This is a genomic window from Paenibacillus flagellatus, assembly GCF_003217775.1.
Taxonomy (GTDB): domain Bacteria; phylum Bacillota; class Bacilli; order Paenibacillales; family NBRC-103111; genus Paenibacillus_AB; species Paenibacillus_AB flagellatus.
The window spans coordinates 165,199-179,922 of record NZ_QJVJ01000005.1 but is presented as its reverse complement, the minus strand read 5'-3'; the positions used below and the strand labels follow the sequence as shown (position 1 = coordinate 179,922).

Below are 14,724 nucleotides of genomic sequence, written 5' to 3'. Positions count from 1 at the left end.
AAGGAGGGACCGGTATGGAAAGCTCCGCGGACCGAAGCGACATTCGCCTATGCCGATTGGAAGACTGCACGTTCCGCCAGGCGGTGGAGCTGTGGAACGCCGGATTTTCCGGCTATTATTCGGACATGACGACGACGGTGGAGAAATTCGCCGTGCGGCTGGGGCGCGAATCGATTCGCCCGGATTTGTCGGTCGCCGCCTTCGCGGGCGACGAGCCGGCCGGCTTCGTGCTGGTGGCGCTCAAGGAAGCCGGCGGCGTCAAGATCGCATGGAACGGCGGCACCGGCGTCAGTCCGGCCTGCCGCGGCCGCGGACTGGCGAAGCGGCTGATGCGCGAAGCGGTCGAGGCGATGAAGCGGGGCGGGGCCGAGCTGGCATACCTGGAAGTGGTGCAGCAGAACGCGGGTGCCGTCGCGGTGTACGAAAGCGTCGGCTTCCGGATCGTCGACGGCTTGATCGGGGCGAAGCGGACCGGCCCTGTGGGCCGCTATCCGCAGGCGGACGACGAGAACGGCGGGAAGGAGGGCTATACGCTCTCCGTCGTCAAGCCGCGCGAGCTGACGAGGCTGCCCTTTTTCCGCTTCGATGCCGCATGGTCCGGTCAATGGTTCAACCGGGCCGAGGACGACGGCATCGTCGTCTCGGGTGTCGACGGCAAGCCGCTCGCCTACGCGCTCGTCCGCCGCGCTCAGGACGAGGACGGCGCACTGCGCGCGGTCACGCTGTATCATTGCGCCGCCGATCCGGCGCTGGGCGACCGCCGAACGGGGCCGCTCCACGCGGCGCTCGAGGCGGCGTTCGGACCGGCGGAGGCGGATTGCGCAAGAGCGACCGACAACTTGTCGATGTCCGACCCGGCCGTCGTCGAATGGCTGAAGGCGGCCGGCTTCGAGACGGCGTACACGCAATATTTGATGAAGGCGGCGTTTGGAACGGAACGGAGGGATCTCTCGTGATCCGATGCGGAATGAGCGAAGTGGACGTCACCCCGCCGCTCGGCGGCGAAATTCCGGGCTACTTCGGCCCCCGGACGGCGACGGGCGTTCGAGATCCGCTGTACGCGAAATCGTTGGTGCTGGAATCGTCCGACGGGACGCTGGCGGCGATCGTCGCCGTCGACGCCCTATCCGTGCCGCGGGAAACGGTCGAAGCGGTGCGGCAGCGATTGAAGGAAGCGGCGGGCTTCGACCCGGCGCACGTTTTCGTTTCCACGACGCATACGCATACGGGCGGTCCGGTGTCGACCGGCTTCGGCTGCACCGAGGATCCGGGCTATTTGGACTGGCTCGCGCGAAAGGCGGCGGACAGCGCGCTGCTGGCGTACCGCAGCCGCCGCGAGGCGCGCATCGGCTTCGGCCTCGGCCGTGAGGCGGACATCGCCTTCAACCGCCGGTACTTCATGAAGGACGGCTCGTTCCGGACGAACCCCGGCGTCGGCAATCCGAATATCGACCGGCCCGCCGGGCCGATCGATCCCGACGTGCTCGTCATGCGGATCGACGACGCGGAGGGGCGGCCGATCGGCGTCGTTTCCAATTACGCCTGCCACACCGATACGGTGGGCGGCACCGAGTATGGCGCCGACTTTCCCGGTGAGCTGAGCCGGTTCGTGAAGCGGGCGCTCGGGGAGCAGGCGGTCAGTCTGTTTCTGTTAGGCAGCTGCGGCGACATCAACCATATCGACGTGTCGGGGAAGCGGGCGAAGTCGCCGGACCATTACCGGCGGATGGGGCGCATTCTCGGCGCCGAAGTCGTCAGGACGCGGGAGAAGATCGACGTCGCGGACGAAGCGGATGTCGCCGCGTTGAGCGGAACGTTCGAGGTCGACCTACGGTCGCCCCCGGAGGCGGAGCTTGCGGCGGCGAAGCGGCTGCTCGAGGAAGGGACGGACGACGTCCGCGAAGCGACGTACGCCCGCGAGCTGCTGAAAATCGCGGCGGAATGCCCGGTTGCGTCGCGGACGGTGGAAGTGCAGGCGATGCGGATCGGCGACATGGCGCTGGTCGGCTTCCCGGGCGAAATATTCGTCGAATTCGGGCTGGATGTGAAGCGGAAATCCCGCTTCGCGTACACGATGATCGATACGATGTGCAACGGCTCGGTTCGGGCGTACATTTGTACGCGGGACGCGTTCCGCCAAGGCGGCTACGAGCCGCGGATGACGTTCCGCAACCGGTTTCCCGAGGAAACGGGGGAGCGGATGGTCGGGCTCGCGCTCGAGCTGCTGGAACGGCTGGGCGTCGGGGGGACGCGGTAGCGGACGGAACGCGGCTCGCCCGCGAGGCCGGGGAAAGCGCCGAGCCGCACGCTCCGAGGGAACGCCGCTCGCCCGCGCGGGCGATGGGGTGGCGCACCGTCACGCGGATCGGCAAGGTCTTTCGCGCGGTTCGACGCGGAAGACCTTTTTCCGTTACCGGGATGCGCCGCTCGCCTCCTCGAGGCCGATCGCTTGTTCCCGGGCGTCTGCACCTGCTTGCAGGCTGTACGCCCACTCCGGACCAAATCCCGTACAACCATTCTTCCCCTTGCGGAACCGTGCTCCACCGCGCATGATGGGAGAAGAAAACGCCTTTCATCATGAAGGACCAATAGGAGGTCACATGGACGATCGTCTTCATACCGTCCGTCTGGACGACGTCGTCTTCGGGCTCCGCGAGGAGCACGATTTCGGCTGGCTGCGCCGGCTCGGCCGGACGTTCGCCGTCTTCGATCAGCAGGATTCGGGCAATATCTCGTTCGGCGTGGAGCGTGGCGGATCGAACTATTTCGTGAAATATGCGGGGGCGAAAACCGCCGAATTCGCGGGCGACCCCGAGGACGCCGTCGCGGCCCTTCGGCAGGCGGTGCCGGTGTATGAAGCGCTGCGGCACCCGGCCCTGATCGCTCCGATCGATCATTTCGATACCGGAGCCGGCTTCGCGGTCGTGTTCGAATGGTTCGGCGGCGAATGCCTGCACCCGCACTGGGCGTTTGCGGGACCGGCCAAATACGGCCACCCCGATTCGCCCTTTTACCGCTATCGGCGGCTGTCGGTCGAGAAGCGGCTGCATTCGCTGGACGTCCTCTTCGACTTTCACCGGCACGTCGAAGCGAGAGGCTACGTGGCGGTCGATTTTTACGACGGCAGCATCCTGTACGAGTTCGCCTCCGATGCGACCCGAATATGCGATATCGATTTGTACCGAAAAAGGCCGGCCGTCAACGACAGGGGGGAGACGTTTTGGGGGGCGCGACGGTTCAAGTCGCCCGAGGAGTTCGAGCTCGGCGCGCCGATCGACGAGCGGTCGAACGTATTCCTTATGGGGGCCGTCGCCTTCGGTTTGCTCGGAGGCGAGCTGGACCGGTCGCTTTCCCGGTGGGAGGCGGGCCCGCGTCTCCACGAGGTCGCGCTCCGCGCCGTCTCGCCCGATCGGGCGCTCCGATATGCGCATGTGGCCGAGTTCAAGGCCGCCTGGGATTCGGTCCGATAGCTTCCCGCGGACGGCGGGGGTCCGGACACGTTTCCGCAAGGGAGGACCGCGGCGCGAGACGGCCCAAGACGCCCTTAGACCTTCGCACGGCGTATCGCCTTTCGTTCCCGGGCCGGACGTCTTCGTCCGTCCGAAGCCCTCGTGCTCCGGACGGTTCTTTCCCGTGAGCGGCTGGAGTATAGTGGGAGTAAAACGTGCCGCCGCCGGTCCTGACACCCGGGATGCGGCCGTACGAGGACGAGGGAGGAACGCATGGAAGAAGTCGTGATCAAGCGGTTGTCCGAATTGGACGAGGCGGGCGTCGAGCAGGCGGCCGACATTTTTGCCGACAGCTTTTACGAAGCGCTGCGCATGTTTTCGAAAGACCGGGCCGTGCTGGCGAAGGCGATGAAGCATTCGTTCGTGCGGGACCGTTTTTTCGCCGCGCTCGCGGACGGGCGGGTGGTCGGCATATTCGGCTACTCCACCTCGGAAGGGCGCGCTCACCGGTTCGATAAGCGTCAGGCTCAAGCGGCGCTCGGTGCGTGGAAAGGCTGGCTCTTCCATACGTTCGTTCGGGGAGAGATGGAGAAGCCGCTCGGGCTGACCGGCAGGCAGTGCTATATCGAATCGGTCGCCACGGACAGACGGGCGAGAGGCAAAGGAATCGCGACGAAGCTGCAGCACCATTTGATCGAGGCGCTCGACTGCGACGAGTTCATTTTGGAAGTGGTCGACACGAATACGAACGCGATCCGGCTGTACGAGAAGCTCGGCTTCACCGTATTCCGCAAAAAAAAGCAGCGTTTCTTCCGCAAGCAGGCCGGCTTTAATGAAAGATGGTACATGCGCAAAACGGTAACCCGGTAAACCGGGTCCAGCGGGCGGGCCGCCCGGCCGGGCGAACGGGTCGGCCGCCGACGCGCGGGAACGCCGCACCGGCGCCTTCCCGCCAATCTCCTCGCATCCGCACCGCCCCCGAATCGTCCTCACGGGACCGAGCCCGGCTTCCCCGGGTCGCCTTCAGAAGCTTCCTTCTCCCCGCCGAAACGGTGCATCCGCCGGAACTCTCCCGGGGGCACGCCGATCGTTTTCTTGAACATCCGGATAAACGAATTGACGTTGTAGTAGCCGACCTTCTCGGCGATATGCTGAATTTTAAGATCGGTGTCCCGGAGCAGCTCCTTCGCCTTTTCCATGCGCAGGTCGTTCAAGTAATCGGAGAAGTTCATTCCGGTCTGCTCCTTGAACAGCTTCGACATGTAGCCCGCCGACATGTTCAACCGGTCCGCGGCCGTCTCGAGCGAAATATCCTCGTGATAGTGGCGGTGCAAATAGTCGAGAACGGCCCGTTTCACCGGATGGCTCTCCTCCTTCTTCCGCGCGACGAGCCGGCACGCTTCGCCGAGAAACGTTTCGAAAAACCGGACGAAGTCGTCGACGGTCGCGCACGACTGGATGTCGTCGTAAGGCGTCCGGCCGTCGAAAATGCCGCTGATGTCCAAATTCATCGCAATGAGCGCGGCCATCGTCTTCGCCGTCGCCTCCTTGGCGAATTCGACGTAGTGCGCGGCCGGGGAGCGCTTCTTCTCCATCTGCACGAGAACGCGGCCGACGAGCTCGAGCACGGCTTCCGCGTTGCCGGCCTGCAGCCGGCCGGCGAATTCGCGCTCTTGGGCCGGAAGGAAGCCGATTCGTACCGGGGGCGGATCGTACGCCAGCACGAGCTCCGTCTCGCCCGAAGGCATGCGCTGCTGCACCATGGACCGGGCGGTCTCGTAGGCGGCCGTGAAGCCGGTCGGCTCGCGAAGCTCCGGGTGGAAGGCGATCGTCAGGAAGCAGTAAGCTTTGTCGCGATCGAACACCGACTTCACGAACTCGAGCGCGCGGACGACTTCGGACGCGGGCTTGTCGGCGAAGACGAGCGTCATGATCTCGTCCTTCTCCGCCTGCAGCGTAATCGTATCGCCGAACCGGTCCGCCATCGTCGCCGCGATATATTCCTTGATCAGGTAGGAGGCGCGCTCCGGCTTGACGGCGAGCGTCTCGTGGAACTGCCGCGTCAGCGCAAGCTGGAACAGGACGAGATAAAACGGCTTGTTCGGCTCGGTCAGCGGGTCGGCGGCGGAGTAAATGTTTTTCAGCTTGTTCAAAAAGCCGAATTGGCGCAGCATCGCCGTCTTCTCGTGCAGATCGTCGTGAATGTCGCGGTTCGTGCGCAGGATCGTCCTGATTTTGTCGTGAATGAAGTTGAACTCGTCGATTTTGCTTTGCAGCGGGCTGTCCGGATCGGCGTGCTCGATCGTGTCGATAATGGTGCGCACGGGCGTATTGAACCCGACGCTGACGAAGACGGATATCGCCACGCTTATCGCGGCGGCCAGCGCGAGGACGGCGAGCAGCACGACCTTGAGCCGGGACGCCTCGCGGGCGACGTTCGCATCCGAAACGGCGTTGACATACGTCAGTCCCGTCGGCCCTTTCTTATAGAAATAGTAGCTGCTGTCAAGCTTGACGAAGCCGTCGCCTTCCGCCAGCTCCCCGATGATGCCGTCCGGGAGCGGCTCGTCCGTGGATCGATAAATCGTCGTCCCACCGTCGTCCAGTACGTAAAACCGCCGGTCGATCGAGCTGTGGAACGAGCGGAACATCTTCTCGGCGTCCAGCAGGACCGCGATGTACAGCGCGTCATTGATCTTGTTGCGCATGATGACGGGGATGTATGCGCCCGACCGGTTGTACGGCACGTCCGTGAAGACGGACTGCGGGAACAGCCGGATCGTTTCGGTCATGCCGAGCTGCCCGGTCCAGTACGACGGGCCGTAGTCGGCGCTCAGGTAGGTGCGCGCGAACGTTTCTTCCGTGCGGCCGGGTCCGTGCTTGTCGAGGACAAAGCCGTTTTTCGCGAACTGGAGCACGATATTGTCTAGAAACAGCAGCTCGTTGCCGATCGTCGCGCGGATTTCGTCCACGACGAGGTTGACCGGCTCGAACTGCTCGGAATTGGCCAGCTCGGTCAGCAGCACGACCTTCGGATTGAAGTACAGCCGCGCGATCGTCCCTTGTACGATGCGGATATGGTTTTCGTACCGCTCGGCCGTGACGCCGACGTTTTGCTTGTTGTATTTGATCACTTCCTCCTGGATGTTCTCGCTGAAATAGGCAAAGGAAAACAGATTGAAGGAGAGAAGTAACAGGATGACGGAAAAAAATCCGCCGAGCAGCTTGATGAACAGCGAGTTTCGCTTCAGCTTGAGCTTGATGCGGAATCGGGAGGGCGTCATCGGCTCCGGCTCCTTTCGCGATGGCGCGCATTCCTTCGGTTGCCCGAAGCGTTCGCGCGCGGATCGGATGGAGAGCGCTTACATTGCGCGCTGCGCTCCTTCCCATCTATCTTACCGTATCGGCGGACCGGATCAATATGCAATTGTTCATCCCGTATGCAAGTTCGGATAATCGCCGCAATCGGAGATCGGATCCGAAAGTAGCGATGGCGCTCCCGCCCAACCGGATGCGATCATGAAGCTGCGAAGCCGGAACCGGTGACGGCGGAGGAAGCGGAAAAAGGAAAGGGGGATCGCTTCGATCGATCGGCGGATGGAGAGACAAGAGGAAGCGGGGAATGGGATCGATGGCTTGCGATCGATCGCATGATACGGGGGAAGGGAAGGGATACGATGAAGAAGACGGTTGCATGGGCGCTCGTCGGACTGCTCGGGACGGCGGCCGCGTTGTCCGGATGCGGCGCGGACGAAGCGGGGCAATCGGACGGGGGCGCGAAGTCGGAGACGTCCGGGGAGGCGAAGCCGGGTGAGGCGAAAGGGCTGCCGGACAAATTCGCCCCGCCCGTCAAGCTGACGACGGCGAGCTTCAATTACGGCGTGCCGAAGTTCGCGCAGGGCGACGACATGAACAACAATCCGTGGACACGGTATTTGAAAGAAACGGCCGGCATCGAAGTAAATACGGTGTGGGACGGCCCGCGCAAGGAGCTGGAGCAAAAGACGAATCTGATGATGGCGTCCGGCGACATCCCCGACTTTTTCCTGGCGACGCCCGACCAGTTCGCCCAGCTGAACCGCGCCGGGCTGCTCGAAGAGTTGACCCGGGTCTACAACGATTACGCCACCGACAACATCAAGCAGGTGATGAAGGATGCGGGCCCCGAGCCGATGCAGGCGGCGACCGTGGGGGGCAAGCTGATGGGCATCCCGTTCACCGGCGTGGCGAAGGAGTCGGTGCCCGTCGTCTGGATTCGCGAAGATTGGATGAAGAAGCTGGGGCTGTCCGCGCCGAAATCGATGAACGACTTGCTGGCTATTTCGGAAGCGTTTACAACGAAAGATCCCGACGGCAACGGGAAACACGATACGTTCGGCTTGTCGCTCGACAAAGAGTTCGGCATCGTAAGCGGCTTCCTGAACGGCTTTCACGCCTACAAAAGCATCTGGATCCAGGATAAGGACGGCAAGCTCGCGTACAGCTCGATCCAGCCGGAGATGAAGACGGCGCTCGCCAAGCTGCAGGAGATGTACAAGGCCGGGCAAATCGACAAGGAGTTCGGCGTGAAGGACGCCGCCAAGGTGTACGAAAGCTTCGGCGGCAGCAAGCTCGGCATTTACTACGGCGCCTTGACGGCCGGGTTCGCTCCGCTGTCGGTGCAAACGCCGAACGTGCGCTGGCTGCCGTTCGCCGCTCCTTCGATCGACGACCGTCCGGCGAAGCTGCAGCACGGGCTGAACATTTTCGGCGGCTTCTGGGTCGTCAAAAAAGGCGTGAAGCACCCCGAAGCGGTATTGAAGCTGGCCGACATTTGGCTGCAGCTGTTTTACTTGAACACGAAGGACGACGTGTACGCGAACTATAACGACAGCAACGGTATCGCCCATTGGACGAACGCGCCGGTGAAAATTTACAAGCCGTTCAAAAACGCGGAAATTTCCGTCCACCTCGAGCCGCTGCTGAAAAGCCCGCAAAAAGCCGACGAAGCGGCCCTCGCCAAGCTGACGCCGGAGGAGCGGGGCGAATACGCCCAAATTACCGAGTACCGCAAAGGGTCCGGATCGTCGTGGAAGGAAGCGTCGCGCAGCGACTCGTGGGGGGCGGGACCGATCGTCAACAACGTTTATTTGAAGGAGGACCGGTTCATGCCGGATCGGTTCATTACGGTGCCGACGCCGAGCATGGTGCAGAAGAAAGCGAATCTCGACAAGATGGAGCTCGAGACGTTCACCAAAATCGTGCTGGGCGCCCCCCTCGACACGTTCGATCAGTTCGTCCAGGATTGGAAGCGGCTCGGGGGCGACGACATGACGAAAGAAGCGAACGACTGGTATTCGAAACGATAACGGGAGGGCGGAGGGGCGAGCTTCGGCCCCTCCCGCCGACCGATTCGAAGGAGGGGACATCCCGTGATCCGGCGGTTGAAATCGGAATGGCCGTTCCATCTGATGCTCGTGCCCGGGCTGCTCGTCATTCTCGTGTACAGCTACGGGCCGATGGCCGGCATCGTCATGGCGTTTCAAAACTTCGTTCCGGTGTTCGGCATATGGAAATCGGATTGGGTCGGCTTCGACAACTTCGCGTACGTGTTCAGCTTGCCGGATACGATCAAGGTCGTCCGCAACACGGTCGCGATCGCGATCATGAAAATCGCCGCGGGGCTGATCGTGCCGATCATGGCCGCTCTGCTGCTGAACGAGGTGCGGCACAAATGGTTCAAGCGGAGCGTGCAGACGCTCGTCTATTTGCCGCACTTCTTGTCGTGGATCATCGTAGGCGGCATCCTCATCAACATCTTGTCGCCGTCGCAAGGGATCGTGAACGGGGTGCTGGCTTCGTTCGGCGTCGAGCCGATTTATTTCCTCGGCGACAACGGCTGGTTCCGGTTCGTGCTCGTCGCCTCGAACGAATGGAAGGAGTTCGGCTTCGCGACGATCGTGTATTTGGCCGCGCTGACGTCGATCGATCCTTCGCTGTACGAAGCCTCCGTCGTCGACGGGGCGGGGCGGCTGCGCCAGACGTGGCACGTGACGCTGCCCGGCATGCGGCCGGTCATCGTGCTGCTCGCCACGCTCAGCCTCGGCAACGTGCTGAACGCGGGCTTCGATCAAGTATTCGTCCTGTACAGCCCCCAAGTATACGAAACCGGGGACATTATCGACACGATGGTGTACCGGATGGGGCTGCAGCAAATGCAGTACAGCGTGGCGACGGCGGTCGGGCTGTTCAAGTCGGTCGTGTCGCTGGCGCTGATCGGCGTGTCGTATTGGCTGGCCTACCGGTTCGCCAATTATCGGATTTTTTGAGGAGGGCGGCCGAATGGTCGAAGATCGCTCTTGGGGAAGAAGGCTGTTCGTCGTCGGCAATACGGCGTTTTTGGCCGCCATGGCGCTGCTCTGCCTATTGCCGCTCGTCCACGTGCTGGCCGTCTCGTTCAGCTCCAACACGGCGGCGGCCGCGGGACTCGTCAAGCTGTGGCCGGTCGAGTTCAACACGAAGTCTTACGAGTACGTGCTGCGCCAGGAGGCGTTCCTCCGCTCCCTGCTCGTCTCGGTGAAGCGGGTGGCGCTCGGCACGCTCGTCAATATGGTGCTGATCGTCCTGACGGCGTACCCGCTGTCGAAGGAAGTGCGCGTATTCCGGCCGCGTACCGTGTACGTCTGGGTGTTTTTCCTGACGGTGCTGTTCGGGGGCGGACTCGTCCCGACCTATATGGTCGTGCAGCAGACGGGCATCCTGAACACGATTTGGGCGCTGATCCTGCCGCACGCCGTGCCGGTATTCAGCGTCGTCCTGCTGCTTAACTTTTTTCGCGGGCTGCCGAAGGAGCTGGAGGAGGCCGCGCTCATCGACGGGGCCGGGCAGTTCGTCATCCTGTGGCGGGTTTTCGTCCCGCTGTCGGTGCCGGCGCTCGCCACTTTGGCGCTGTTCGCGATGGTCGGCCATTGGAACGCCTGGTTCGACGGCCTGATTTATATGCATAAGCCGGAAAACTATCCGCTGCAATCGTATTTGCAGACGGTCGTCATTCAGCAGGATTTGCAGCAGCTCTCCATGACGGACGACAAGCTGCTCAAGCTCATCTCCGACAAAACGTTCAGCGCGGCGCAAATTTTTCTCGGCGCCCTGCCGATTTTGCTCGTCTATCCGTTTTTGCAAAAATATTTCATGAAAGGCATCGTGCTCGGCAGCGTCAAAGGGTGACGCGGCAGACGGGCGCGGGAGCCGAAAAGGAGGAACCGGGGCATGAAGGTCGAACGCCGATACGCATTCCGACGCCGGCTGGAGGTCGTGCATAAGCCGGGCAGACGAGACCCGCTGGCGGCGGCGGAGGAGGGGGAGACGATCGTCGGCGACGGCTGGCGGATCGCGATCGCCGAACGGGCGAGTCCGCTCGTGCGGAACGTGGCCAAAGATTTGCAGGACTATTTCTTCGAAAGCATGGGCGTATCCGTCACGCTGCGCCTGACGGACGACCCGGAGAAGGAGGCGCGCGAAGGCGAGAAGACGATCGTGCTCGCCGAAAAGCGCGATTTGCCCGAGCTCGGCGCGGGCCTTACGGTCGGCCGCGAATACCGGCTCGTCGTCGGACCGGAGCGGATCGTCGTCTGCGGCTTCGACGACCGCGGCGTCGGGCAGGGCAGCTATTTTCTCGAGGATGTGATGAACTTGCGGGAGGCGCCGTTCGTCGCTTGGCGGGATACGACGCGCAAGCCGCTGTTCTCGCCGCGGATGGCCCATTCCGGCTGGGGGCTCGACCGGTTCCCGGACGCGCATCTGAACGCGATGGCGCATGCGGGCATCGACGCGATTCTCGTCTTCGTCAAGGACGTGGACAAAACGCCGGAAGGCTATCAAGATTTCAACGCGCTCATCGACAAGGCCGCTTCGTACGGCATCGACGTTTATGCATACAGCTACATGATCAGCCGCAAGCATCCGGACGACCCCGACGCCGAAGACTATTACGACTCGACGTACGGCCGGCTGTTCGCTTCGTGCCCGGGGTTCAAGGGCGTCGTCTTCGTCGGCGAATCGTGCGAGTTCCCGAGCAAGGATCCGCGTACGACGGGCATGCTCCGGCTCGAGTGGCCGCAGGACAAACCGCGCACGAAGCCGAGCCCGGGCTGGTGGCCGTGCGCCGATTATCCGCAATGGCTGAATATGATCAAAAAAGTCGTCCGCAAGCATAACGCCGAAGCCGACATCGTCTTCTGGACGTACAACTGGGGCTACGCGCCGGAGAAGGAACGGCTCGAGCTCATCCGCGCCATTCCGGACGACGTGACGCTGCTCGTCACGTTCGAAATGTTCGAGCAGCGCCGCAACGAGCACGTGACGAACGTCTGCGTCGACTATACGGTATCGTTCGAGGGACCGGGCCGCTATTTCCGGAGCGAGGCCGAGGCGGCGGCCGAACGGGGCATCCGCCTGTACACGATGAGCAATACGGGAGGCCTCACCTGGGACATCGGCGTCATCCCGTACGAGCCGGTGCCGTATCAGTGGGCGCGCCGGCACGAGGCGCTGCACCGGGCGCGCCGGGACTGGGGGCTCTCCGGTCTGATGGAATCGCACCATTACGGCTGGTGGCCGTCGTTCGTCAGCGATTTGGCGAAATGGTCGTATTGGTCGCCGAGCCCGCCGGCCGACGAGACGTTCGCGGCCGTGGCGCGACGCGACTTCGGCGCGGAGGCGGCGCCGCACGTGCTGGCGGCGTGGCGGTGCTGGAGCGACGGCATCCGCCACTACGTGCCGACGAACGAGGACCAGTACGGGCCGTTCCGGGTCGGTCCGTCGTATCCGATGGTGTTCCGGCTCGGCGTGCGGATGCCGGCCGCCTGGCACGCGATGTTCGGCAACGACATCGTCAAAACGGCTTACGGGCCGCTGGAAGGAAGCCGCCAATCGCTCGGCGCGTCGCGCTTCGGCGTCGAAATTCGCAGCCTGGAGCGGATGGAGGAGCTGTGGCGGGAGGGCAACGCCCATCTGGAGCGGGCGCTGGCGCTGACGCCGGAGCGGAAGCGGGAGGAGGGCGAGCGGCTGCTCGGCATGAACCGGTTCATCGCGCTGTGCGTGCGAACGACGATCCATCTGAAGATGTGGTGGCTGCTGAAGCAGCGGCTGTTCGCCGAGCCCGATCCGGCTGCGGCCGAGCCGATCCTGGAGCAGCTGGCTCGCGTGGCGCTCGCGGAAATCGCCAACGCGGAGGCCGCGATTCCGCTCGTCGAAGCCGATTCGCGGCTCGGCTGGGAGCCGAGCATGGACTATATGACGGACGCCGACCATTTGCGCTGGAAAATCGCCCAAGTGCGCACGGTGCTCGAACACGAATTCGCGGATTTCCGGAAATCGCTCGCGCTGACCGGCGCGGCGGACGGGGCGCCCGCGCAGGCGTGAGTGCGGCAAGCAAGTGCAGAGGGGGCGCCTTTCGCAAGGCGCCCTTTGGCGTTCGCCGCGCAACTGGAAAACATTGCACGTCCGCCCCGGCCCTCCCTCCATCTGGTCGTCCGCGTCCGAACGCTATATGATGGAAGAAAGACAGGCAACCGATTTCAGCATGGGCGGAGGAAACGCATGACAAACGATCTGAAGGCTACATATCCCACGAAAACCCGGCGGTTCCCGCCGGCGCTCATCGCCGTATCGGCCGCGGCCGTGCTGGCCGTCACGCTGGCCGCGCCGTCCGGCTTCGCGAATGCGTCGGCGGACTCGGTCCGGTACGAGACGCGGTCCGTCGCGGCCGCCGGCAAAACGTTTCCGGTCAAGCTCGTCACCGTCGATTTGACCGATCCGCACTTGTCCGTGGAGCCGGTCGTCGCCGGCGGCGGCATCGGAACGGATCAAATCTTCGGCGCCATGATGGCGGCGAGCGGGGCGGTGGCCGGCATCAACGGCACGTTTTTCGACGCTTACGAGGACGATCCGCTGCGGCGGTTTCCGAACGGCGCGATGATGCGGAGCGGCGACGTCGTCCACTCGGGGGACGGCCCGACGTTTGCGATCGGCGCCGACAAGACGGGCTGGCTCGCCCGGTGGAAGACGCAGACCGAAATCCGGATCGGAAGCGGGGCGTCGGCGTATCCGGTACGCCCTTGGGGCGTCAACGCGTATTACGGCGAATCGTCTGCCGACCAAGTCGTCCTGTTCACCCCCGACTTCGGACGGCCGGTCGATTATCCCGGCGGGATGAAAATCGTCGTGAGCGAAGGCGCCGTGCGAAGCGTAACCGATACGGCGGCCGACGTGCCGGAGGACGGCTACGTCCTGTTCGTCGGGCTGAGCGACAACAACCGGACGTACTTGCTGCCGAACGTCGCCGTAGGCGCCCGCGCGGCGCTGCGCACGACGCTCGTCGCGCCGGACGGCTCGACGGCGGCGGACGCGAGCCGGGTGCTGGCTGCGGTCGGAGCCGGGCCGAAGCTCGTCGGCGGAGGCGCCGTCGACGTCGATTTCGCGCGGGACGGCTTCGACGATCCGAAGCTGACGACCGCGTCCGGCGCGCGCAGCTTCATCGGCATCGACGGCTCCGGCCGGCTGGCGATGGGGACGACGCCGTCGGCCACGATCGCCGAGCTCGCGCAGGTGGCCGTGTCGCTAGGGCTCGTCGAGGCGATGAATCTGGACGGCGGCGCCAGCTCCGCCCTGTACGCCGACGGCGCGGTCGTCACGCGGCCGGGCCGCCCGCTGTCCAACGCCTTCGTCGTCAAGCGCCACGACAATCCGCAGGTACAGGTCGTCGTGAACGGCTCGTTCGTCCACGAATTCCGCGGCTACGTCGAGAACGAGACGACGATGGCGCCGTTCCGCGGCATATTCGAGCGGCTCGGCGCGCCGTTCCGGTGGAACGGTGACGAGCGGACGGTGACGGCCGAGCTTAACGGCCGGACCGTCTTGCTCCGTCCGGACGTCGCGACCGCGACCGTCGACGGCGAGCCGGTGGCGCTGAGCGCCGCTCCGCGCATCGTCGACGGCCACTTGTACATTCCGCTTCGGTTCGTCGCCGAGACGTTCGGAGCGAAGGTGACGTGGAACCAGGCGCTGTATCGGGCTTCCATCGATCTGTGACGGACCGCGGCCCGTCCGCTCCGATGGCCGCACCGCGATGCGGGATATGCCGCCGCTTTTCGTACGGGTCCGAGCCCGCTCGGAAGGCGGCGGCTTCTTTTCGGCCGTTTCGGCACGTTTCGGGCGAAACGGCGCGGCGAAGCGGCCGTTATCTCCGCCGGATACGTCCGTCCTTACGAAATCACTAGGCATACCGGTCGTTTTG

The 14,724-nt window shown here is 63.9% G+C and carries 10 protein-coding genes; 9 read left to right on the top strand and 1 reads right to left on the bottom strand.

Features of this window, described 5'->3' with window-relative positions; genetic code table 11:
* Nucleotides 1–14: 14 nt before the first annotated feature.
* The 4 genes from DLM86_RS12910 (at nucleotide 15) to DLM86_RS12895 (ending at nucleotide 4,319) form a co-directional block, all read left to right on the top strand.
* Nucleotides 15–956: a GNAT family N-acetyltransferase gene (locus tag DLM86_RS12910; protein ID WP_158289456.1), complete on the top strand. Its 942-nt coding sequence runs from the start codon at nucleotides 15–17 to the stop codon at nucleotides 954–956.
* Complete coding sequence (locus DLM86_RS12905) at nucleotides 953–2,257, top strand: neutral/alkaline non-lysosomal ceramidase N-terminal domain-containing protein (RefSeq protein ID WP_158289455.1); 1,305 nt, start codon at nucleotides 953–955, stop codon at nucleotides 2,255–2,257. Before DLM86_RS12910 ends, DLM86_RS12905 begins: the two co-directional genes overlap by 4 nt.
* A 343-nt stretch (nucleotides 2,258–2,600) precedes the next feature.
* Complete coding sequence (locus DLM86_RS12900) at nucleotides 2,601–3,470, top strand: serine/threonine-protein kinase (protein ID WP_110840424.1); 870 nt, start codon at nucleotides 2,601–2,603, stop codon at nucleotides 3,468–3,470.
* Between the two features lie 252 nt (nucleotides 3,471–3,722).
* Nucleotides 3,723–4,319 carry a GNAT family N-acetyltransferase gene (locus DLM86_RS12895; protein WP_110840423.1) on the top strand — a complete coding sequence of 199 codons (597 nt, stop codon included), beginning with the start codon at nucleotides 3,723–3,725 and terminating at the stop codon, nucleotides 4,317–4,319.
* A 119-nt stretch (nucleotides 4,320–4,438) separates the two neighbouring features.
* Here DLM86_RS12895 and DLM86_RS12890 read toward each other — a convergent pair whose 3' ends face one another.
* Nucleotides 4,439–6,733 carry a helix-turn-helix domain-containing protein gene (locus DLM86_RS12890; RefSeq protein ID WP_110840422.1) on the bottom strand — a complete coding sequence of 765 codons (2,295 nt, stop codon included), beginning with the start codon at nucleotides 6,731–6,733 and terminating at the stop codon, nucleotides 4,439–4,441.
* Between the two features lie 393 nt (nucleotides 6,734–7,126).
* Here DLM86_RS12890 and DLM86_RS12885 point away from each other — a divergent pair, with 393 nt between their 5' ends.
* The 5 genes from DLM86_RS12885 to DLM86_RS12865 all read left to right on the top strand — a co-directional run bounded on the left by DLM86_RS12885 (nucleotide 7,127) and on the right by DLM86_RS12865 (nucleotide 14,519).
* Complete coding sequence (locus DLM86_RS12885; RefSeq protein WP_158289454.1) at nucleotides 7,127–8,797, top strand: extracellular solute-binding protein; 1,671 nt, start codon at nucleotides 7,127–7,129, stop codon at nucleotides 8,795–8,797.
* Nucleotides 8,798–8,899: 102 nt separating this feature from the next.
* Nucleotides 8,900–9,757: an ABC transporter permease gene (locus DLM86_RS12880; protein WP_110840704.1), complete on the top strand. Its 858-nt coding sequence runs from the start codon at nucleotides 8,900–8,902 to the stop codon at nucleotides 9,755–9,757.
* Nucleotides 9,758–9,770: 13 nt separating this feature from the next.
* Entirely contained in the window at nucleotides 9,771–10,655 is an 885-nt protein-coding gene (locus tag DLM86_RS12875; protein WP_110840420.1) for a carbohydrate ABC transporter permease, read from the top strand.
* 42 nt (nucleotides 10,656–10,697) lie between these two features.
* Nucleotides 10,698–12,851, top strand: coding sequence for a hypothetical protein (locus DLM86_RS12870; protein WP_110840419.1), 2,154 nt, complete (start codon nucleotides 10,698–10,700; stop codon nucleotides 12,849–12,851).
* A 177-nt stretch (nucleotides 12,852–13,028) separates the two neighbouring features.
* Nucleotides 13,029–14,519, top strand: a complete 1,491-nt coding sequence (locus tag DLM86_RS12865; protein WP_110840418.1) for a stalk domain-containing protein — start codon at nucleotides 13,029–13,031, stop codon at nucleotides 14,517–14,519.
* Nucleotides 14,520–14,724: the final 205 nt, after the last annotated feature.

What these genes read in the sequence shown, in the direction of transcription:
- DLM86_RS12910 (WP_158289456.1), top strand. Translation starts at nt 15, where the DNA reads ATGGAAAGCTCCGCGGACCGAAGCGACATTCGCCTATGCCGATTGGAA.
- DLM86_RS12900 (WP_110840424.1), top strand. Translation starts at nt 2,601, where the DNA reads ATGGACGATCGTCTTCATACCGTCCGTCTGGACGACGTCGTCTTCGGG.
- DLM86_RS12895 (WP_110840423.1), top strand. Translation starts at nt 3,723, where the DNA reads ATGGAAGAAGTCGTGATCAAGCGGTTGTCCGAATTGGACGAGGCGGGC.
- DLM86_RS12890 (WP_110840422.1), bottom strand. Translation starts at nt 6,733, where the DNA reads ATGACGCCCTCCCGATTCCGCATCAAGCTCAAGCTGAAGCGAAACTCG.
- DLM86_RS12885 (WP_158289454.1), top strand. Translation starts at nt 7,127, where the DNA reads ATGAAGAAGACGGTTGCATGGGCGCTCGTCGGACTGCTCGGGACGGCG.
- DLM86_RS12880 (WP_110840704.1), top strand. Translation starts at nt 8,900, where the DNA reads ATGCTCGTGCCCGGGCTGCTCGTCATTCTCGTGTACAGCTACGGGCCG.
- DLM86_RS12875 (WP_110840420.1), top strand. Translation starts at nt 9,771, where the DNA reads ATGGTCGAAGATCGCTCTTGGGGAAGAAGGCTGTTCGTCGTCGGCAAT.
- DLM86_RS12870 (WP_110840419.1), top strand. Translation starts at nt 10,698, where the DNA reads ATGAAGGTCGAACGCCGATACGCATTCCGACGCCGGCTGGAGGTCGTG.
- DLM86_RS12865 (WP_110840418.1), top strand. Translation starts at nt 13,029, where the DNA reads ATGACAAACGATCTGAAGGCTACATATCCCACGAAAACCCGGCGGTTC.